Origin of the sequence: Leeuwenhoekiella sp. CH_XMU1409-2 (assembly GCF_037029365.1) — a bacterium.
Taxonomy (GTDB): Bacteria; Bacteroidota; Bacteroidia; order Flavobacteriales; family Flavobacteriaceae; genus Leeuwenhoekiella; species Leeuwenhoekiella blandensis.
Window position 1 is genome coordinate 1 of record NZ_JAYMEI010000015.1, and the last position, 20,649, is coordinate 20,649.

Genomic DNA, 20,649 nt, shown 5'->3' on the forward strand with positions numbered 1-20,649 from the left:
CGGACCAGCAGGTAGCGAGGTGTACACTGTACTTACGCAGCCAACCAACGGTACGTTAGTCTTCAATCCTGACGGAACCTATACCTACACACCAAACGATGACTTCATCGGTGAAGATACCTTCAGCTATGAAGTATGTGACGGTGGTAGTCCACAGGCTTGTGATAATGCAGATGTGATCATTCAGGTATTACCGATTGGTACTCCTGATAATGCAGCACCTGTAGCGAATGACGACACGGCCATTACAGAAACAGGAACTCCTGTTGATGGTAATGTATTGGTAAATGACTTTGATCCTGATGGTGATACAATTACTGTAACAGGAAATACGCAACCAACTAACGGAAGCGTTACTGTAAATCCTGACGGAACCTTCACCTATACTCCAGAGCCTGGCTTTGTAGGCGAGGATAGTTTTGAGTACACGGTATGTGATGATGCAGATCCATCATTATGTGCAACAGGTACAGTAACTATTGAAGTGATTGCCGATACTGATAACACAACAGTAGCGAATGACGATGCATTCTTCGGTTACATCGGAGAAGAGATCACCGGAAACGTGCTTACTAATGATAGCGATCCTGAAGGAGATGCGATCAGTGTGATCAGCAATACGCAGCCTGCAAACGGAAGCGTAAGTGTTGACGCAGACGGAAGCGTAAGCTATATACCAAGTGTAGGCTTCAGCGGTGCAGATCAGTTTACCTATACCATTGAAGATGCCAACGGAGCACAGGATACCGCAACGGTATACATCAGTGTAGATCCAAGTGAAAATGGTGGAAACACCATCCTGGCGATCAATGACATCAACGATACGTTCGAAGGTCAGCCGGTGAGCGGAGATGTAGGAACTAATGATGAAAATCCTGATGGGCCAGCAGGTAGCGAGGTGTACACTGTGCTTACGCAGCCAACCAACGGTACATTAGTCTTCAATCCTGACGGAACCTATACCTACACACCAAACGATGGCTTCATCGGTGAAGATACGTTCAGCTATGAAGTATGTGACGGTGGTAGTCCACAGGCTTGTGATAATGCAGATGTGGTCATTCAGGTATTACCAATGGAAGATGAGAGAGATGTTAATGAGCCGCCGGTAGCTAATGACGATACTGTTATCACTGAATCAGGAGTTCCAGCAACTGGTAATGTGTTAGTCAATGACTTTGATCCTGATGGTGATACGATTACAGTAACCGGTAATACGCAACCAACTAATGGAAGCGTTACTGTAAATCCTGATGGAACATTTGCCTATACTCCAGAGCTTGGCTTCACAGGTGAAGATAGTTTTGAGTATACAGTATGTGATGACGGAGCGCCTTCAGAATGTACAACAGGAACTGTAACAATTGAGGTTACACCAGATTATGGTAATTCTACTGTTGCAAATGATGATGCTTATTTCGGTTTAGTTGACAATACTATTTCTGGAAACGTTTTAGATAATGACTTTGATCCTGAAGGACAGTCTCAACAAGTAGATGTAAATACTACACCGCTAAATGGTCCTTCAAACGGAACACTAGTGATCAATCCTGATGGTTCATTTACCTATACACCAAATGCTGGCTTTATAGGGACAGACCAGTTTACGTATCAAATTTCTGATACCGGATCTCCAGTTGCGACCGATGTGGCTACAGTTTATATTTCTGTAAGAGGAAGTGATCTGGAACCACTGGTAGCTAGTTTAAGTCTAGAGAAAGTAGGTGTGTTTAATGATGAGAATGGTGATCAGCGACCACAAGTAGGTGAGACCATCTCGTATACCTTTACAGTTTACAATACTGGAGAAGTTACAATAACCGATATTGTTATTGAAGATCCACTGGTAGATGTAACAGGAGGTCCGATTGACTTAGCTCCAGGAGAAGTTGATGGAACTACGTTTACAGCAACTTATGCGATCACACAAAGTGATATTGAGCAGTTGTTTGTGGAGAACCAAGCGCTTGTTACCGGAGAAGCTCCTGATGGTGAAATTATCGAAGATCTTTCTGATGATCCTAATAATAGTGATGATGTGGATGCTAACGGAGATGGAGAGCCTGATGATGTTACCATTACCATTATACCAAATGTGTTATCAGACGAGGATATTGTGATTTATAATGTAATGACGCCTAACGGAGATGGACTTAACGATATCTTTATGATCGAGAATATAGACGATTATCCTGATAATAAAGTTCAGATCTTTAACCGTTGGGGTGTAGAAGTGTACAGTACAGAAGGTTATAGCATAGATAATGATAATGTGTTTAGAGGCTTCTCAGATGGGCGTGCAACAGTGCGTCGAGGTGAACGTCTTCCTACAGGAACTTATTATTACATAATCGAATATGCAGATCCTGATACGGGTGAAGTAAGAAGAAAGGCTTCATTCTTATACATTAATTAAAAATGATTTACTCAGTGAGTATTTACTATAAACAACTTCATATGATAAATAGAAATTTGGGTAAGTTGGTATTGTTGTTTATTCTGTTTGTTTCGGTAACAGGGTATAGTCAGCAAGATCCACAATACACACAATATATGTACAACCCGTTGGTTATAAACCCCGCTTACGCGGGGAACCGTGGGGTTACCAGTATTTTACTGTTGCACCGCAGCCAGTGGGTAGGCCTAGATGGAGCGCCCAGTACTCAAAATCTTTCTGTACATAGTCCTATTGGCTTAGGAAAGGTAGGTTTAGGTTTTAGCTTGGTTAATGATGTTTTGGGGCCTGCGCGAGAAACTTACTTCAATACCGATTTTAGTTATAGCATTGAAACGGGAATGGAAGGGAAGTTGAGTTTCGGTTTGAAGGGATCTTTGAATTTGCTTGATGTTGATTTCAGTAGAACCAATCCTTTCAACCAGAATGATCCGTTTTTAGTAAATATTGATAATAAACTATCACCTAATGTGGGTGTGGGTATTTTTTATCATGACTCTAAATTTTATGGAGGTTTATCTGCTCCCCAATTATTGCGAACAGATCACTTTGACCGAAGCGGTGCGCAAGGAGCACAAACCTTTGTGTCTGAAGAGGAAATTCATTACTATGCTTTAGCCGGTTACGTATTTGACGTGAACCGAAATTTAAAGTTTAAGCCTTCAACCTTGGTTAAAATGGTTGCCGGAGCTCCTCTTGCGGTAGACGTGAATGCCAATTTCTTATTGTATGATAAACTTACTTTAGGAGCTTCTTATAGATGGAGCGCAGCTTTGAGTGCTTTAGCGGCTTTTCAAGTAAATGACGGCTTACTTGTAGGTTTTGCTTATGATAGAGAGTCGACAGATCTGGGGAATGCAACGTACAACAACGGGACCTATGAAGTATTTCTTCGGTTTGAATTGTTCAAAGAGTATAATCGTATGTTAACTCCGCGATTCTTTTAACTTTAAAACACGCCCCTATGCGATTAAAAATACATTATCTATTTATAGCGCTTTTTCTTTCTGTTTTGACCAGTAGTTTTGGACAAGAACGCAAAGTTGCTAAAGGAAATAAACAATTTAACCAATATGCATTTGTAGATTCTCAAAAGATCTATTTGCGCGTAGCGGAAGAAGGTTATGAATCTGCCGATCTTTTTGCCAAGCTTGGAGATAGCTTTTATTATAATGCAGATTATAGTGAGGCCGTAAATTGGTATTCAAAACTTGTAGAAAAATATCAAAGTGAGGTTACGCCTAATCAATATTTTCGATATGCTCAAGCGCTAAGAGCAGAGCAGGAGTACGATAAATCTGAGGAGATGATCGCTCGTTATCAAGAGTTGTCTGAAGACTCAGAAGATCTATATGCAGAACAAAGCATTTCTGAAATTAAAGAAGGAAGTGCCTCGTATGAGATTGAGAAACTAAAAGCTAATGCTGCAAAATATTCTGACTTTGCGCCTGCTTTCTATGGCGAACAATTGTTGTTCTCATCTACTAGGGATACCGGTGTGTTTACCAGACGTGTTCATAAATGGAATAATCAGCCATTTCTAGATTTATATGTGGGTGCTATAGACGATCAGAATCAAGTAAGTACTGTGTCTAAACTGGGAGGAAGTATCAATACAGAATTTCACGAGAGTACAGCAGTTTTGAGTCCTGATGGGAACGCGTTGTACTTTACACGTAATAACTTTACTAAAGATCAATACCGAGCAGATCGCAATAAAACAAATCGTCTCAAGCTCTATAAAGCTGCTAAAACTACCGAAGGTTTAGGGGCTATTGAAGAATTGCCATTTAACGATAATAGTTTTTCTACTGCGCACCCTGCAATAACTCCCGATGGGAAAACGCTTTATTTTGCTTCTGATAGACCGGGCTCTCTCGGAGAATCAGATTTATGGAAGGTTGCGATCAATGAAGATGGCTCTTTTGGCACCGTTGAAAATTTAGGCGATAAAATAAATACTCCCGGGCGAGAGACTTTTCCGTTTATTAGTAAAGACGGAAAGCTATACTTCTCAACTGACGGCCGTGCAGGTTTAGGTGGGCTCGATGTATATGTTTATGATTTTGAAAGTGAAACTATAGAAAATGTAGGTGCTCCTGTTAATAGTACAAAAGATGATTTTACATTCATAATCAACAGTGACACAGGTAAAGGATTTTTTGCATCTAACAGAGCTAACGATCCTTTAGATGATGATATCTACAGTTTTATTAAGGCTGCTTGTGAAAGCACATTAATCGTAAAGGTGGTTGATAAGGAAACCAAAGAACCTCTTAATGGTGCTTTAGTAGGGATTAGAAATCTGAATAATGATCTTATCGCTTCAGGTTCTGCCGAAGCCCCTGAAGCTACTTATAGCTTTCAAGATCCTGAGTGCGGAGAAGAATATTTTGCCAGAGCTGAAATGGAAGGATATGTGACCGACGAGAAATTGGTGGAAATTCCTTCAGAAAGTAGTGAAGTTACTGTAGTGTTAGAATTAGAGCCTGCCGTTACGGCAATTCCTCCAAGTTTCGATTTAGGAAAGTTGATCAACCCAATCTATTTCGATTTTGATAAATCAAACATCAGACCTGACGCGGCAGTAGAACTTGCTAAAATTATTGAGATACTAAAAGAATATCCAGACTTACGCATAGATGTAAGATCACATACAGACAGTCGAGGTAATGATGCTTATAACTTAGCACTTTCTGAGCGTCGAAATCAATCTACCATAAACTACATTGTTGAAAAAGGCGGAATCGCAAGAGAACGCTTATCTGGAAGAGGATATGGTGAAACTCAATTACTAAATGAATGTAGTAATGGTGTAGACTGTACCGAAGAACAACATCAACTTAATAGACGAAGCGAATTTATCGTTCAGGATTATTAATAGTTGAAGTTGCATCTACATAACAAACCCGTTAAAAGCCTTCTAAATTTTAGAAGGCTTTTTCTATTGTTAAGGGGGTAATGTATTTGTACATTTACCGTTAAAAATAAATTTATGAAAGAAGAATTGGTGATTTTGGTTGATGAAAATGATAGGCAGGTAGGTTTGATGCCTAAGATGGAAGCGCACGAAAAAGCGCTTTTACATAGGGCATTTTCGGTCTTTGTTTTCAATGATCAAAAAGAATTAATGATTCAGCGTAGAGCAGCACATAAGTATCATTCCCCGGGGTTATGGACGAATACCTGTTGCAGTCATCAGCGTGAAGGAGAAAGCAATATAGAAGCCGGTAAACGTCGCCTTATGGAAGAGATGGGTTTTACTACAGAGCTTGAAGAAAACATCTCCTTCATCTATAAGGCTCCGTTTGATAATGGCCTAACTGAGCACGAGTACGATCATATTTTATTAGGAGATTTTAACGGGACACCCAATATAAACCCGGATGAAGTTTCAGAATGGAAGTGGATGTCACTCGAAGCGATCGAAGCTGATATGAAAGAGAACCCAACGCGTTATACTGAGTGGTTTAAGATCATCTTTGATAAATTTTATAACCAGATCGAGCGCTAATGAAAACTGTTACCGTAAAGCGCAAAGCACATTTTAATGCAGCGCACAGACTTTACAGAGCTGATTGGGATGATGCTAAAAATCTAGAGGTTTTTGGTAAATGCAGTTATCCTAACTATCACGGGCATAATTACGAACTGATCGTTGCGGTTACAGGAGAAATTGACCCTGAAACCGGTTTTGTGATTGACCTAAAAGTGCTCAAGGATCTTATCAAATCTGAGGTTGAGGAACCTTTTGATCATAAGAACTTGAATCTCGACGTCCCTGAGTTTTCACAACTTAATCCAACAGCAGAGAATATTTGTGTGGTAATTTACGACAGGCTTAAAGCAAAACTAGATGCTAAATTTGCTATTGAAATTACGTTGTATGAAACTCCGCGTAATTCGGTAACCTATTCCGGCAACTAAAAAAAAGATAACTATATACTAATCAATATGCCTTAAGGCGCAAAAGAATATGAGTACATCAATTTATCCAATGACATTCGACCCGGTTCTAAAAGAGAAAATCTGGGGAGGTCAAAAACTGAATGCGATTTTTAGCAAAGGAACCAGTGCTACGGCAAAAGTAGGAGAGAGCTGGGAAATTGCCGATTTGAAAGAAGGTCAAAGTACGGTTAAAAACGGAGCACTTGCTGGAAAATCGCTTCATGAGGCTATTGTTGCAAATCCAGAAGGGCTTTTAGGAACTAAAGTTCATGACGTATTTGGTCCTCATTTTCCGTTGTTGATTAAATTCATTGATGCTGCCAGCGATCTTTCCATACAGGTACATCCTACAGATGAAACTTCTCCAACAGGCGTAGGAAAAACTGAAATGTGGTACATAATGCAGGCTGATGAAGGAGCGAAACTCACGGTGGGTTTCAATCAAAAAATCACTAAAGAGGAATATGATGAGCGCATAGATAATTTGACCATCGAAGAAGTGATGGATCAGCACGTGGTAAATGAAGGAGATGCGTTCTTTATTAATGCAGGACGCATTCACGCAATAGGTGGAGGTGTGTTACTTGCAGAAATTCAACAAACGTCAGATGTGACTTATCGCGTATATGATTATAACCGAAAGGACGATGACGGGAATCTAAGAGACCTTCACGTTAAGGAGTCGAGAGAAGTGCTTGACTTTGAAACCACACAAGACTTTAAACTGGACTACGATCGTAGTGTAACTAATAAACCTCAGGTCGTTAAGCATCATACCTATTTTAAAACCGAGTGGGTCAACTTAACCGAAGCTTATGAGGTGAGCCGCAAGGATTCTTTCACGATTATTATTGTGGTTTCTGGTGCTCTGGAATTTTCAGACGGTTCAACAACAGGTAACTTATCTGCAGGCGAAACCTTGCTTATTCCTGCAGCAAATGAGGCTGTAAGCCTGAAAGCAGATTCTTGCGAGATTCTGGAAGTTTACTTGTAGAACATCTGATAATTAGGCGTATTTTTGCCGAAAATTTAATTTATGGCAAGTATAAGAGACCTTAAAAAAGATATTAATTTTGTTCTTGGAGATATTATTGATGCGGTTTATATCTGGGAGGCAATTAATCCTAAAGAAGATCACACTAAATCAGAAGCAATTATTGATGATGCAATAAAAACTTTTGACGAATTGATCGCTAAAGTAAACGATCGTAAGGTAGACGATCGTCGCGCGCAGTTAAAAGCGGTAAGCGCCGAGCTTGAAGAGCGCGGTAAAGCACTTATTGATCGTGTTAACGATTTATAACAAGAGCAAAATGCAAATAAAAAAGCCTTCAATTATTGAAGGCTTTTTTATGAGTACCACCCAAGAGTTTAATTACACAAGGCTTTTCACAAAGTTGAAAATTCGTTTCAAAGTCTAAAGCTCTAGGAACTGCTCGAAGGGATTTGACTTACAAGAATATTATGAACTACTCAGTGTAGGTAGAATCTGTTGTAGTTGTTGTAGTTTCTTCAGGCATATCTTTACGCTCTTTAATATAATCCTTTAAAGCCTTCCCGTATTTAGAGCGTCTGATTTTCGGTTTTAAAGAACTGTATATGGTATCAAGATACTTCACGTTTGCATCAAAAATTTCAGAAACTGCCAGATAAGGAGCTACTTCATACTCTTTATTATTTAATGCAAAATTCACGGTGTAAAGGTATTTTCGCTTGGTTAGGTTCTGCAACTTATTGTCGTAAAATACAATAGAGTCTTCCCATCCTTCTTTTCTAACCTCAAAACTCTTTTTAATCAAATCAAGGTTTTGGTCATTAAAGCGACGTATGATTTTAGTATACTCGTCTAATTTTTGCTGATTCTGTGAACCTGTGATCGCAGCCTGGCTTTCAAAATTCTTAAGCGAAGTGTTGACGGTCATTTGTCCCGGTTCTGCAAAGATCATAATACGATCATCATACTCGTAAGCATCTACTTTCTCAAGTGCCAGATAAACGATTTGCGGTTCTTTAAGGTCTGTGATAAACTCAAACGTTGGGTCGCCATCTACAATAACACTATCAATAGTCACTAAGGAAGTGTCTTCAATACGTTGAAGATAAATTTTTCCTTTTTTTAATCCGTTTACTTTTCCGGTAAGTGTAAAATCTCCATCCTTGCTGCAACTTGCTAGTAAAAATAAACTCACAAGGCTAAGAATAGTTAATCTAATTTGCATTTTATGATTTTTTGAGGGCTACAAATATGCCTAAAATCTTCTTTAAAAGCTAGCGGAAGTTGTGTTACTCCGTGTAAATTATAAACACTTGAATAAGTAGAATCAGTTTGTGCGAATAAACGAAGTAATGACCTCTATTAATTCTGAAGAAATAGGTCTAGCCGATTCATTGTAGGATTTGCCATTTTCGATGTCATCACCTTCTATAATCGTTAAGACGTGATTCATATTTTCAATCATTGCTAATTGAGCATTGGGTTGTGCCTTTTTTAAATATTCGGTCTCTTCTGATGGAATCTGAAGGTCTTTACTGCCGCTTACAAGCAAAATAGGAAGCTCTAAAGAAGCAATAGTTTCAGCAGGGTTATATTTTACCCAACTCTTCATAAAAGGCTGTACAGAGGGTCTGAATAAGGAACTTAATCCCGGGCTGTAGCTTTCTGCTTTTCCTTTTTCTTTCAAATCAGAAAAAGCTTGTCTGGCATTTTCAACCAATCCCGGAGCCTGTGCTTTAAGTTGGTCTATAATGAGGTTATCAATAGATTGACCGGCGCCGGCTACGGAGATCACTTTGTCTACGCTGGTTTGTAGTGCAGCAAGTTTTGCGATAAGTGCGCCCTGAGAATGGCCAAGCAAAATAATGTGATTATATCCTTGATTTTTAAAGTGCTTGGTGACTGCAACAGCATCATTTACAAAATCATCAAAGCGCAGTTGCTCTTCAATCAAGGCGTTTTGACGCATAAGCGCAAACAAGCGCTTGTCGTATCTAAAGCTTGCAAAACCATTTTTGGTAAGTTGTTGTGCCAGTTTTTTCAAACTGTTATTGTTCATCATCTGTTGATTGCCGTTACGATCTGTAGGCCCGGAACCGGCAATTATGATGACTAAAGTATCGGTTTGTTTTTCAGGCTTTAGGAGAGAACCGCTGATTAAATCAGTAACGCGTACTTCAGTTTCTGAAATATTCTGAGCCTGAGTAAAAAAAACACTGAATAAAAAGCAAAGCAGCAAGTTGTACCGCATACGCAGAAGGTTTATTGAATATTATAATGCTTAAGTAGCTGAGCGATTTTTTCGGGATGTTGTGTGCCCAGCAAGAGCTCGTTTCCGTCTTGAAAAACAAGTTGAAGTCCTTTTTTTCCCTTGGTGGTAAGCGCTTTGCGTTTTGTAAAAGAGATACGATATCCCCAACCACCATATTCTCGAATAGGATTGTATTTACGTATGCTGGCACTTTTGATCTCTTGCCAGGATTTAAATCTGGATTTAATGTGAAACGGAACAAACCTGTAGGTGATTCCTTTTTCATCTATTGTGGTCTCTAATTTAAAAATGTACCAAAACCCTAAGAATAATGCGAGCACCACAAGAATACTCAATACCACAGATGCAAGTTCGTATCGTGAAAGATCAAGTGTATCCCACTCCATAACAATAGGGCTTACCGCAATTGCTAAAATGACAACTAACAATAGACGCAACCACCATTGGTCAAACCGCTGTATTTCTTTAAACGTTTTCATATAAGATTTAACTTATTAAAAATGATGCCAAAATCAATGGCAAAGATATTTAGTTAACTAAAGTCTTGCACAGAATTAATCGTAAGATAAGTTTAATTGTTTTAGAAATCGAAAGTCTCTTCAATATTGTGATTTTCTATAGTTTTGAAACTCATATTGATAAACTTTTAGAATCATTAGAGTCGAAAAAAGAGCCTTATAAAGCGATTCAATGTTTTAAGTTTGCAAAAAAAAATAATGAGAACGTTGATTTTAGGTTTAGTAGTAACCAGTTTGATAGGTTTTAAAAGTTTTGCTTTTGATACAGAAGGAGATGATTGGGGAAGCAAGGGACATCGAGCGACAGCTGCTATTGCGGTAAAATATTTAAAGCCGCGTACAAAGAAAGCTATAGAGAAGCTTTTAGGAGCTGAAACTCTGGTGACCGTTTCGACTTATGGCGATGAGATCAAAAGTTATGAAGAGTATAGAAAATACAGCAGTTGGCATTATGTGAATATCGCGCCAGGTTTGAGCTATGCCGAAGCAGATAAAAATAAATATGGCGATCTAGTACAAGGAATCAATACGTGTAAAGAAGTGATCACTTCTGAAGATGCTACTGTAGAAGAAAAACGTTTTTACTTAAAGATGTTGGTGCATTTTATAGGAGATCTTCACCAGCCGTTGCATTTAGGACACGCAGAAGATAAAGGTGGAAATGACTTTCAAGTACGTTGGTTTAATAACGGGACGAACTTACACTCGCTTTGGGATTCAAAACTTATCGAGAGTTACGGGATGTCGTATAGCGAACTAGCCACAAATTTTGGTCAAGTATCTAAAAAGCAATTTAAAGAGATCAGTAAAGGCGATTTGATGGATTGGGTAAGTGAAGGGCAGATTTTAGCAGAAAAAGTGTATGACTCTGCCGAAATAGGAGAGAAGCTAAGTTATCGCTATCAAGCAGATTATAACCAGATGGTTCAAAACCAATTGCAAAAAGGAGGTGTGCGCTTAGCAGCACTTTTAAATGAGTTGTTTGATTAAAAGAACAGCCTTAGATTAAAAACACGGGCTATGATTTTTTTGAGATCATAGCCCGTGTTTTTTAAATACTATTTTGAGTTTTTTACAGTTCAATCACTACTAAGAATAATCTTATTCTTCGGTTGTGATATGGCTGTCCTTGTATTGTTTGGGTGTTGCATCACAATACTTCTTGAAAATACGCGTAAGATGACTCTCATCTGTAAAGCCAAGCTGAATAGCAATTTGTGAAACTGTAAAATCTGAATTGAGCAATCTATCTTTTGCAATTTCTAATTTATAAAGCAAAATATAGTTGTGTAACGAATTGCCGGTTTCCTTCTTAAAGTAATTGCTTAGCGTACTGCTGGTAATATGAAAATGCTTAGCAATAGCTGAAATTTTAAGCAAGTTAGAATCGTAAATATTGTATCTGATGTAAGCGTAAATCTCATCGATACGATCTGATTTTTTATGTGATCGAGGTTTTACACTTTCAGGATTTTTGCTGGTCACATTACGCGCAAGAATGCTAAGAATGGTACTTACCATATTTGCAATGATTTGTAAATGGTATTGCTCTTTTGCGTTGTTTTCTTTTCGAATAAAAAATAAAATACGCCAGATAAGATAGCGATCTTCTCCGCTTTTAAGCGATTCTTCAAATTTTCTTTTGGGGTGATTTAAAATAAACTCGCTTCGACGAAGCCAAGATTGGCGGTCGGGAAGATTGATCTTACTCGAGAACAAGAGATCTGTAAATTTGAATACGATAAAAGTAGTAGTCTCGTGGGTTTTGATCTGCGGAATTTCATCCTTGGCAAACACAAAAATATCACGACTTTTGAAAGGCGTAACTTTATTTTTAATTGTAATTCGACCGCTTCCTTCTTCGATAAAAAGGATTTGAAAATAGAGGTCACCATTATTATCAGGATCCCATCTCGATGTAGAAAATCGATCAATTATAAATATATCTTGCCAATTAAGTTGTATCATGGCACACAGTAGGATTTAGATTAAATAAGGGGTGGTATATGCGTCTTAGAGGATAGATAAAAGTTACAAGAAATCTGGATTTAATTTTCATTTCATCGACTTTTAACAAAATATTAGCATTTATCCTCAGAATGTAATCCTTTGATTTACTGTGTGTTTTGATTGCTAAAAGGCTTTAGTAGTGAACTTTCTAAATCAATTTGTCTAAATCTTATTATGAAATTGTAAGAAATACTTACTTTTTAAATTCTTCTGTGCCCAAGGATATGTTAAACCAAAAAGATTTTAAAGGGAAAGTGGACAGAAGGAATCTCTTTGGGTGTAGTTAAAAACCTATTTTAAAGCGAAGAAGGCTAAAAAATGGTATTAAGAAACAACAAATTTGAGTTCATTGCGATAGGTTGAAGGTGTCTTACCGGTGAACCTTTTAAATTGCTTGTTGAAGTGGCTAAAATTATTAAAACCGCTTTCATAACAAACGTCTGTAATGCTTATGGGTTTTTCGTGAAGTAGTTTTGCTGCGTGTACGAGACGGTATTCATTTACAAATTGTGTAAATGTTTTGCCGGTGATCTTTTTAAAGTATCTGCAAAAAGCAGGAACCGTCATACTTACCAGTTCTGAAATTTCTTCCAAAGTGATTTGACGCTTGAATTCTTCTTTTACAAAATTGAATATAATATTGATTCTGTTATTGTCTTGTAGTTCCGTTTCAAGTATGAAGCCTTGGGCGTTGAGAACCGTGTATTTATCTGCAGCTTCTAATTCCTTTAAAATTTCAAGAAGTACTAATAGTCGGTTGTAATTAGAAGCTTCTTTTATAGCTTCAATTTTTGAGCCTACCGAGCGTTTCAATTCCCCGTGAAAAACGATTCCCATTTTTGCACGTTCAAATAGCGCTTTGATTCCGCGCATTTCCGGGATACTGAAAAATTCTGGGCCCAAAAAATCTGGATGCATTTGAATAACCGTTTCACGTTCATAATTATTAAGAGAATCTGTGAAACCGCAATGGGGTAAATTTGAACCAATGAGAATGAGTTCGCCGTTGCGATAGTAAGAAATATGACTACCCACTTGTCGTTTACCGGTACCACCCTTTACATAAACCAACTCAAGTTCAGGATGATAATGCCAGAAATTGTGACTGTTATTCTCGTGATTTTCATCATAGGTACGGTAAGCAAACGAGCTGCCAAAACCCGGTTCAATTTTTTCAAAAGCTGGTTTTGGGGATTTTATCATAGTATTTCCTGTTAATTAAGTATAAAGTTAGCATAGGTCTTAACCTAAAACCTGTGCTATATTAACCTAAATATATATGTTTTTCACAAAGTTAATTTTTTTAATTGCTTCAAGGTTAAAATAGCACATAAAATTGCACAATAGGTTCTATTTCAAGGTGCATTTGAGCCCTACATTTGTAATGTGAAAAAATTAAAACACTCACAAAAACCAAAAACTATGAAAAAAATATTTAAAACTTTGGTATTCGCATTGACTTTAGCCCTTACTCTAAATGCCAGTGCAGCAGATGGAATTGCAGTAACAGTAAATGAAGACTTTCAAGTAAAAGTTGAATATACTAATGCAATAGAAGGAGCTCAAATTTATCTTGAGGATGTTGATGGAGAGCGTCTTTACAGTGAGTATGCAGGAAGTGTAGCAAACGACTCTAAGACTTTAAGTTTAGAAGAATTGCCGGTAGGAAAATACTACTTGATCTACGAAGATGATTATGCTAAATCGTATACCACAATCAAAAAAGAATTTAAAGGTCTTGATATCGTAAAGGACGAAAGTAAAACTATTTTCAAACCTAATTATAGAGTTGAAAATGACATCGTAATGATTTCTTTTACCAATCCTAAGGAAGTAAAAACAACTACGAGAGTTTATGACGAGAGTGGAGCGATTATCGAGTCAATGTCTGATCATAATCTTGTTGTGAAACAAGCACTAAATTTTGAAGAATTACCAGCAGGTAACTACAGAATTGGAGTTTCAATAGGTAAAGACTATTTCTCAAAACAAATTGCTATCAAATAAGCTTAATACCCTAATAATGGAAAAGTCCTGCCAGAAATGAGCAGGACTTTTTTTATGCGTCAAGATAAAATAAAGCCCAATAGATTAGCCCAAATTGAAGGATTATGCGACCCCATAATAACCATTTGGGTAAGTTGAGTCCGGCTTTTACTGAAGAAAGCATATAAAAGTGGACTAAAAGGAAAACAGCCAACATAAGGACAACTCCCCAAATAGCGATATTCTTAGTATCTGGAAAACAAAGGAAGATACCCAATAGTATTTCTGCTAGACCGCTTAAATAAACGAGCGTTTTATGTGCAGGCAGATATCTGGGCATAATGCGCATATAGGCTTTTGGCTTTACAAAATGCATAATTCCTGCGAGGATATACATTGCGGCCATTACATAAAGATGCCAAACATAATTCATGTGAATACTTTAATGTACTTCTTGTTTAATTTGAAGTTGATTGGTGAAGTCTTTAAATGCTTCCAACGATTTTTTTTCTACGATAATGGGATTGATCCTGATTTTCTTTGAACCTGCTTCAATGACATAATCTCCAACTTTATTTCTGTAAAATCGATCAATATTTTGAATTTCGATCGATTTAGAATAAAAAGGAAAGTGTTTGATGATGTGATCTTGCGTGACTGTTAAATATTGAAATCGATATTGATAAATAAATTTACCTAGATAATAGATACCCAAACAGGCTAATAAATAATCAATAGTGTTTAAAGGCTCGTCAATAATAACATTTTTAGTAATTGAAAACAGAATCCATACGAGACCTATGGTGAGGTATAAAAAAAGTCTCCATCGTTTGTATAACAATTTCATAAATAAGAGTTAGTCGCTTATTACTGTTTGCTAGGGAGACATTACAGCCGTTTGAAAAACGTACCGCGTAATAAGTAGAGTTTTACATTATTCCTTTGGGGGCTGATTTGCCCGCTCAATTTACATTAATTTATACTTTATATAATACAAATCTGGATAAAACTATTTAAAATAGGCTAACCTGATTTTGAGACCTTTCAAATCTTGTACATTCTCATCTTCAAAATAGTATGTTTTTTTGAGAAAGCTCAGTTCATTTGAAATACAAAGCACAAGAGCATCTAGAATATCATCGCGTTTCACCCATTTACGTTGTGTATTCTTCAAGATCTCTTGATAAAGTGCGTAAGCATCCTGATCATACCTAGACAATAGTCTTAAACGATCTTCAATACCTTCAGAAGTACTTTTTTTACTCTGCAAAACCTCGCCTTTGTTGAGGTATTTAAAACAGATTTCGGGATGACTTTCAATCAATTCAAGCGCTAAATTCTTTTGATGGAGTAGAAAATGGTCGAGTTCGCGTATTTTACTTTTTATATTAAGTGTTTGTTCAGAAAGGCTTTTGCCTTCTATGCGCTTATTGAGCTGCTTGGCCTTATCTCGATCTGGCTCGTAGGTTGCTTCCCGGGTAGGAGGATTAAAGATGGTTGACCTTCTAGATTGAAGTTCTGTGCGTAGTGTAGTTTCTAAGGTTCGGGTAAAACCTTCGGAAGAAAGCCCTATCGGCATATCTATAAAAAAACGAGATGGTTGCAAAAAGTGCTGATTGAGCGTTTCAATCGAAGAAATAACTTCGTATGAAAATGCCCCTTCGTTCTTAAAAATCACGAGCCAACCGCCTTTGCAACCATCAATTCCTCCCAGAAGCATTATACTAATTCTTCGGCGTGTTTGATTCTTCCGCCTTTATCGAGAATTTGCTTTTTCATCTTTTCAAAATCAGCTTCATTAAGCGCACGTGTAGCATCTTCATAAAGCGTGACTTTAAAACCTTCGTCAAGCGCATCGAGCACAGAGTAGCTCACGCAATATTCTGCAGCTAAACCACAAAAGTGTAGCGAAGTGATTCCCTTTCCTTTTAAATATCCAGAAAGACCTGTTGACTTTTTGTGTGCGTTGTCATAGAAGCCGCTATAGCTGTCAATTTTAGGATCTGTTCCTTTTCTAAAAATAGCTTCAATACGCGCCGCATTCATATGTGGGTGAAAGTCTGCTCCACCTGTGGTTTGTACACAGTGCACAGGCCATAAGGTTTGTTCTAGACCATCGATCGTGGTAGTATCAAAATTTTCTTTGTCGTGATGATTATCTGCAAAGCTCGAGTGGTTTTCAGGATGCCAGTCTTGCGTGGCAATGACCAGTTCAAATTTTTCCTGAAGCTTATTCACTAAAGGAATGATTTGATCTCCACCGGGAACGGCTAGCGCACCGCCGGGCATAAAATCGTTTTGCATGTCGATGATTACAAGGGCTTTCATAAGTATTGGTTATTTCTGGTTGTTTATAGTTTTTAAATAGTTGAGAGCGTCAGGATCTTCAGTTTTTAAAAGAACTACGCCGCAACGTGCTCGAGTTCCGTATATCGCAGATGCACTAGCGCCAGTTAAGATGGTGTCAGAAATCGAGAACGTTTCTAAGTGTTCAACAAAAGCTTTGTATTGTGGACTTTTCTCTAAATCTAAAAAGTGGGATTGTGTTGTTTGTAAAACAAAAAGGATTTTGCAATCAGCGGTAACTTTAGGTTTTTTGCTTTCTCGTTCTTTTAAGGCCTGACGTTGCGCTTCATTTAAACCGGTTAATGAAATGCCGGGGCGCGGACCTACAAATTGCGCATCGTAAAGAATCTTGGCTTTGATCATTTTTAGCTTTTCTTCTGAATCATCAAGTTGCTGATACTTTTGAAGCCAAGTTTCATTTTCTTCCTGAGTTAAACGGTCTTTTGGCTTAACATCCTGGGCAGAAGCTGAAAGCGCAAGAGCGAATAATAGAAAACACAGGGTGAATACTCTCATAAGTTAATTTTTATGTTCGGCAATCAATCGGTCGCGTTCGTCTTTGAGCTGGTCACTAATGCCTACTTTATAAATATGCGGATTGTCAAAACGCTTAAATTCGTCAGGTAAAGCGGCCAATTGTTTCTTGCTAAAAGCAGCAATTTCCTGCACTGTTTTTTCAGGATAAACCCGTTTTCCTTGTTGCATCACCGGTTGCAACATCGCTTGCTGTTTTAAATCATCAATGTTGAGGTTTTTGAAAGGTTCTACAGGATGATGCATAACGGAGATATGCGCTTCTTTAGATAAAGCGATTGCATCTGCACCTATAAGTACATTATCTTCAGTCAGAATTCTATAGACTTGTTTTTTATGCGGAAGCGTCACTTTTGAGATACTTTCAGAAATTTTGATACGCGGCTTTCCGTTAGCAAAAGAAAGTTTGTAAACGCCATCTAGAGCGCCGTTAGGCTTGCCAATAACCAGATTGGTACCTACACCATAAACATCTATGGGTGCATTTTGATTTTGTAAACTTTGAATGACATATTCATCCAACTGATTAGAAGCTGCAATTTTTACATAATCCAGACCGGCTTGATCGAGCATAGTACGGCAGCGTTTGGCTAAATAGGCGAGGTCACCACTGTCTAATCGAATGGCAAGTAACTTTTGACCACGTGCTTCCATTTCTTTTGCGACAGTAATTGCGTTAGGCATTCCACTTTTTAAGGTATCATAAGTGTCTACCAGTAACACGCAGTTTTTAGGTCTGTTCTCTGCAAAATCTCTAAATGCGGTAAGTTCGTCATCATAACTTTGTACAAAAGCGTGCGCCATCGTACCGCTAATAGGAAAACCATAATCACGCCCGGTGATCACATTACTGCTTCCGTCAAATCCTCCTACCATTGCAGCTCTTGAAGCGTAATATCCGCCTGGTCCTTGTGCTCTGCGCAATCCAAAATCGAGCAAAGTTTTGTCACCGGCAACATTGCGTATGCGACTTGCTTTGGTCGCGATCAAGGTTTGAAAATTCAGCGTATTGAGCAAGATGGTTTCAATGATCTGAGCTTCGATGAGGTTGGCTTCAACTTGAAGGACAGGTGCTGTAGGAAAAACGATTTCGCCTTCCTGCATAGCATTGATAGTTCCGCGAAAGCGAAAGTCCTTTAAATAGGCTAAAAATTCAGGTTCGAAATCGTGCTCTTTGAGGTAAGTGATATCTCTTTCTGAAAATCGAAGTTCTTCGATTATAGAGATGATCTCCTCGAGTCCGGCAAAAATTGCATAGCCACCATTGAAAGGAAGTTTTCTAAAGAAGTAATCAAAAACCGCTTGCTGGTTTTGATTTTTATTAAAGTAAACCTGAGCCATACTCAATTGGTATAGATCGGTATACGTAGCAGTAAACTGAAACATTATAAAAATTTGGTTAAGTGAATTTACCAAATTAAGCTGTAATCGCCGGCTACGAGTGGTTAAAGAATCGTTAGAATTAAGGCATAAAAAAACCGCTCAAAAAGAGCGGTTTTAATTATGAAGTCAGGCTTCTAGATCCAGGTGTCTCAAATCTAAGATCTAACTACCTATTTAATCATCTCATAGGAGCGTTTCACAAAGTTAGTTAAAGCTTCGCCTTTAAGCAAGCCCTGAGATAAACGTGCCAAATCCATAGACTGCGTGATCAAACGCTCTTGTTTTTTCTTGGTTTTGGTGTTTAGAATTTCACCTACAAGCTCGCTATTGGTGTTTACCACAAGGTTGTACATATCTGGCATGTTACCCATACCAAACATACCGCCACCGCCGCCGGTTGCTTGCATTTCTTTCATACGACGCATAAACTCTGGCTGGGTGATCATAAACGGAGCAGAGTTGCTATCCATTGCCTCAAGTTTTACAGTGTACGATTTATCATTTATGGTTTCTTCTAATAAAGTTTTTAAACTTTCTTTTTCATCATCAGAAAGTTTAGAGATTTGCTCCTCGTCTTTTTTGATCAAATTATTGATGTCATCACCATCTACACGTACAAAGCTGATGTTTTCTTTAGAGGTTTCAAGCTTTTGAAGCAAGTGAGAAACGATAGGAGAATCTAATAATAGTACCTCATATCCTTTATCTTTTGCTGCTTGAATGTACTGGTGTTGTGCATCTTTATTAGATGCATAAAGTACAACCAGCTTACCATCCTTGTCGGTCTGATTTTCTTTGATTTTTTCTTGAAGCTCTGCAAATGTAAAATAGGTGTCGTCTACCGTAGGATAAAGTGCAAAAGCATCCGCTTTGTCAAAGAATTTATCTTCGCTTAGCATTCCGTACTCGATCACCACTTTGATATCGTTCCATTTCTTTTCAAAATCTTCGCGATCTTCATTGAAAAGCGACTTCAGTTTATCTGCCACTTTACGGGTGATGTAGCTCGAGATTTTCTTAACTGCACCGTCTGCCTGAAGGTAAGAACGTGATACGTTAAGAGGGATATCTGGAGAATCAATCACTCCACGAAGCATTGTCAAGAATTCAGGAACGATACCTTCAACATTATCGGTTACAAAAACCTGATTTTGATAAAGCTGAATTCTATCTTTTTGGATATTCATATCCTGTCCCAAACGCGGGAAGTAAAGAATACCGGTAAGATTGAAAGGATAATCAACATTCAAATGAATGTGAAAAAGCGGCTCTTCAAACTGCATTGGGTAGAGCTCGCGGTAAAAATCTTTATAATCTTGTTCCTCAAGATCGGTAGGCTGTTTTGTCCACGCCGGATTCGGGTTGTTGATGATATTATCAAGAGTCTTAGTTTCGGCTTCAGCATCTTCCGGAGCATCTTCAGGAAGTGGAAGCGTCTCTTCTTTAGTACCAAATTTAATCGGCACCGGCATAAACTTGTTGTATTTTGTCAACAGTTCGCTAATGCGATTTTCTTCTAAGAACTCTTCAGAATCTTCAGCGATGTGAAGGATGATCTCTGTTCCGCGAACGTCTTTATCAGCCGGTGAAATTGTGAATTCTGGCGAACCGTCACATTCCCATTTTACAGCAGGCTCGTCTTTATAAGATTTTGTGATGATTTCTACTTTGCGCGCAACCATAAAAGCCGAATAGAAACCTAAACCAAAATGCCCGATAATTCCGCTGTCTTTTGCAGTGTCTTTATACTTGTCAAGAAACTCTTCTGCACCAGAAAAAGCAACTTCATTAATGTATTTCTGTACTTCCTCTTCGGTCATACCAATACCTTGATCGGTAATGCTTAGGGTTTTGGCATCCTTGTCAATTTTTACATCGATTACCGGATTTCCATATTCAACGCTGGCTTCGCCAATGTTGGTCAAGTGCTTTAATTTAAGTGTAGCATCGGTTGCATTAGAAATTAACTCACGCAAGAAGATCTCGTGATCACTGTATAAGAACTTTTTGATCAACGGAAAAATGTTCTCAACAGCAACATTGATTTTACCTGTAGACATAATGTATTTGATTTTTTAAAACCGAAGAAACTTCGGTAAAACTTGATTTTAAATTAATAATTGTGACACGAAGATTTCAAAAAAAATACCAAAGCGTATTGCGTGACAAACTGACACAACTTTCATTTAAACTGAAAGAACTT

21 protein-coding genes are annotated in these 20,649 nt (G+C 38.0%); 9 read left to right on the forward strand and 12 right to left on the reverse strand.

Annotation, left to right across the window (positions count from 1 at the left end; genetic code table 11):
- The 7 genes from WA338_RS14700 to WA338_RS14730 all read left to right on the forward strand — a co-directional run.
- Positions 1-2,416, forward strand: a 2,416-nt coding sequence (locus WA338_RS14700; RefSeq protein ID WP_336093882.1) for an Ig-like domain-containing protein, incomplete at its 5' end; no start/stop codon positions are given.
- Between the two features lie 41 nt (positions 2,417-2,457).
- A complete protein-coding gene (locus tag WA338_RS14705; protein ID WP_273016306.1) occupies positions 2,458-3,402 on the forward strand; it encodes a PorP/SprF family type IX secretion system membrane protein in 945 nt (314 codons plus the stop codon).
- A gap of 17 nt (positions 3,403-3,419) precedes the next feature.
- The gene (locus WA338_RS14710) at positions 3,420-5,336 is read left to right on the forward strand and encodes an OmpA family protein (RefSeq protein WP_273016308.1); all 1,917 of its coding nucleotides are present in this window, start codon (positions 3,420-3,422) and stop codon (positions 5,334-5,336) included.
- 114 nt (positions 5,337-5,450) lie between these two features.
- Positions 5,451-5,969: an isopentenyl-diphosphate Delta-isomerase gene (gene idi, locus WA338_RS14715; RefSeq protein ID WP_273016309.1), complete on the forward strand. Its 519-nt coding sequence runs from the start codon at positions 5,451-5,453 to the stop codon at positions 5,967-5,969.
- On the forward strand, positions 5,969-6,382 hold the full coding sequence (locus tag WA338_RS14720; RefSeq protein ID WP_273016310.1) for a 6-pyruvoyl trahydropterin synthase family protein: 414 nt from the start codon (positions 5,969-5,971) through the stop codon (positions 6,380-6,382). Before idi ends, WA338_RS14720 begins: the two co-directional genes overlap by 1 nt.
- A gap of 49 nt (positions 6,383-6,431) precedes the next feature.
- Positions 6,432-7,397 (forward strand): type I phosphomannose isomerase catalytic subunit, encoded by a 966-nt coding sequence (locus tag WA338_RS14725; RefSeq protein ID WP_273016311.1) that lies wholly within the window; start codon positions 6,432-6,434, stop codon positions 7,395-7,397.
- Between the two features lie 42 nt (positions 7,398-7,439).
- Positions 7,440-7,706, forward strand: a complete 267-nt coding sequence (locus WA338_RS14730; protein WP_009781152.1) for a hypothetical protein — start codon at positions 7,440-7,442, stop codon at positions 7,704-7,706.
- Between the two features lie 166 nt (positions 7,707-7,872).
- Here WA338_RS14730 and WA338_RS14735 read toward each other — a convergent pair whose 3' ends face one another.
- The 3 genes from WA338_RS14735 to WA338_RS14745 all read right to left on the reverse strand — a co-directional run bounded on the left by WA338_RS14735 (position 7,873) and on the right by WA338_RS14745 (position 10,148).
- Entirely contained in the window at positions 7,873-8,622 is a 750-nt protein-coding gene (locus WA338_RS14735) for a DUF4369 domain-containing protein (RefSeq protein WP_009781151.1), read from the reverse strand.
- Positions 8,623-8,724: 102 nt separating this feature from the next.
- A complete protein-coding gene (locus tag WA338_RS14740; protein WP_272986169.1) occupies positions 8,725-9,648 on the reverse strand; it encodes an alpha/beta hydrolase in 924 nt (307 codons plus the stop codon).
- Positions 9,649-9,659: 11 nt separating this feature from the next.
- Positions 9,660-10,148: a hypothetical protein gene (locus WA338_RS14745; RefSeq protein WP_272986170.1), complete on the reverse strand. Its 489-nt coding sequence runs from the start codon at positions 10,146-10,148 to the stop codon at positions 9,660-9,662.
- A 237-nt stretch (positions 10,149-10,385) separates the two neighbouring features.
- Here WA338_RS14745 and WA338_RS14750 point away from each other — a divergent pair, with 237 nt between their 5' ends.
- Entirely contained in the window at positions 10,386-11,177 is a 792-nt protein-coding gene (locus tag WA338_RS14750) for a S1/P1 nuclease (RefSeq protein ID WP_336093889.1), read from the forward strand.
- 111 nt (positions 11,178-11,288) lie between these two features.
- On the opposite strand, the gene WA338_RS14755 is transcribed toward WA338_RS14750, so the two are convergent.
- Complete coding sequence (locus WA338_RS14755; protein WP_336093891.1) at positions 11,289-12,155, reverse strand: helix-turn-helix domain-containing protein; 867 nt, start codon at positions 12,153-12,155, stop codon at positions 11,289-11,291.
- A gap of 366 nt (positions 12,156-12,521) precedes the next feature.
- Positions 12,522-13,400 (reverse strand): AraC family transcriptional regulator, encoded by an 879-nt coding sequence (locus WA338_RS14760; protein WP_272986173.1) that lies wholly within the window; start codon positions 13,398-13,400, stop codon positions 12,522-12,524.
- A gap of 219 nt (positions 13,401-13,619) precedes the next feature.
- Between WA338_RS14760 and WA338_RS14765 the strand changes: the two genes are divergently transcribed.
- On the forward strand, positions 13,620-14,204 hold the full coding sequence (locus WA338_RS14765; RefSeq protein ID WP_272986174.1) for a hypothetical protein: 585 nt from the start codon (positions 13,620-13,622) through the stop codon (positions 14,202-14,204).
- 52 nt (positions 14,205-14,256) lie between these two features.
- Here WA338_RS14765 and WA338_RS14770 read toward each other — a convergent pair whose 3' ends face one another.
- The 7 genes from WA338_RS14770 to htpG all read right to left on the reverse strand — a co-directional run bounded on the left by WA338_RS14770 (position 14,257) and on the right by htpG (position 20,506).
- The gene (locus WA338_RS14770) at positions 14,257-14,616 is read right to left on the reverse strand and encodes a DoxX family protein (RefSeq protein WP_009781144.1); all 360 of its coding nucleotides are present in this window, start codon (positions 14,614-14,616) and stop codon (positions 14,257-14,259) included.
- A 9-nt stretch (positions 14,617-14,625) separates the two neighbouring features.
- Positions 14,626-15,030, reverse strand: a complete 405-nt coding sequence (locus WA338_RS14775; protein WP_009781143.1) for a hypothetical protein — start codon at positions 15,028-15,030, stop codon at positions 14,626-14,628.
- Positions 15,031-15,192: 162 nt separating this feature from the next.
- Positions 15,193-15,903: a DUF429 domain-containing protein gene (locus WA338_RS14780; RefSeq protein ID WP_336093896.1), complete on the reverse strand. Its 711-nt coding sequence runs from the start codon at positions 15,901-15,903 to the stop codon at positions 15,193-15,195.
- Complete coding sequence (pncA, locus tag WA338_RS14785; RefSeq protein WP_336093898.1) at positions 15,903-16,511, reverse strand: bifunctional nicotinamidase/pyrazinamidase; 609 nt, start codon at positions 16,509-16,511, stop codon at positions 15,903-15,905. The genes WA338_RS14780 and pncA overlap by 1 nt, the downstream gene beginning before the upstream one ends.
- A gap of 9 nt (positions 16,512-16,520) precedes the next feature.
- Complete coding sequence (locus WA338_RS14790) at positions 16,521-17,045, reverse strand: hypothetical protein (RefSeq protein ID WP_336093900.1); 525 nt, start codon at positions 17,043-17,045, stop codon at positions 16,521-16,523.
- A gap of 3 nt (positions 17,046-17,048) precedes the next feature.
- Positions 17,049-18,449 (reverse strand): nicotinate phosphoribosyltransferase, encoded by a 1,401-nt coding sequence (locus WA338_RS14795; protein ID WP_336093902.1) that lies wholly within the window; start codon positions 18,447-18,449, stop codon positions 17,049-17,051.
- Positions 18,450-18,616: 167 nt separating this feature from the next.
- Positions 18,617-20,506: a molecular chaperone HtpG gene (htpG, locus tag WA338_RS14800; RefSeq protein ID WP_336093904.1), complete on the reverse strand. Its 1,890-nt coding sequence runs from the start codon at positions 20,504-20,506 to the stop codon at positions 18,617-18,619.
- Between the last annotated feature and the right edge of the window lie 143 nt (positions 20,507-20,649).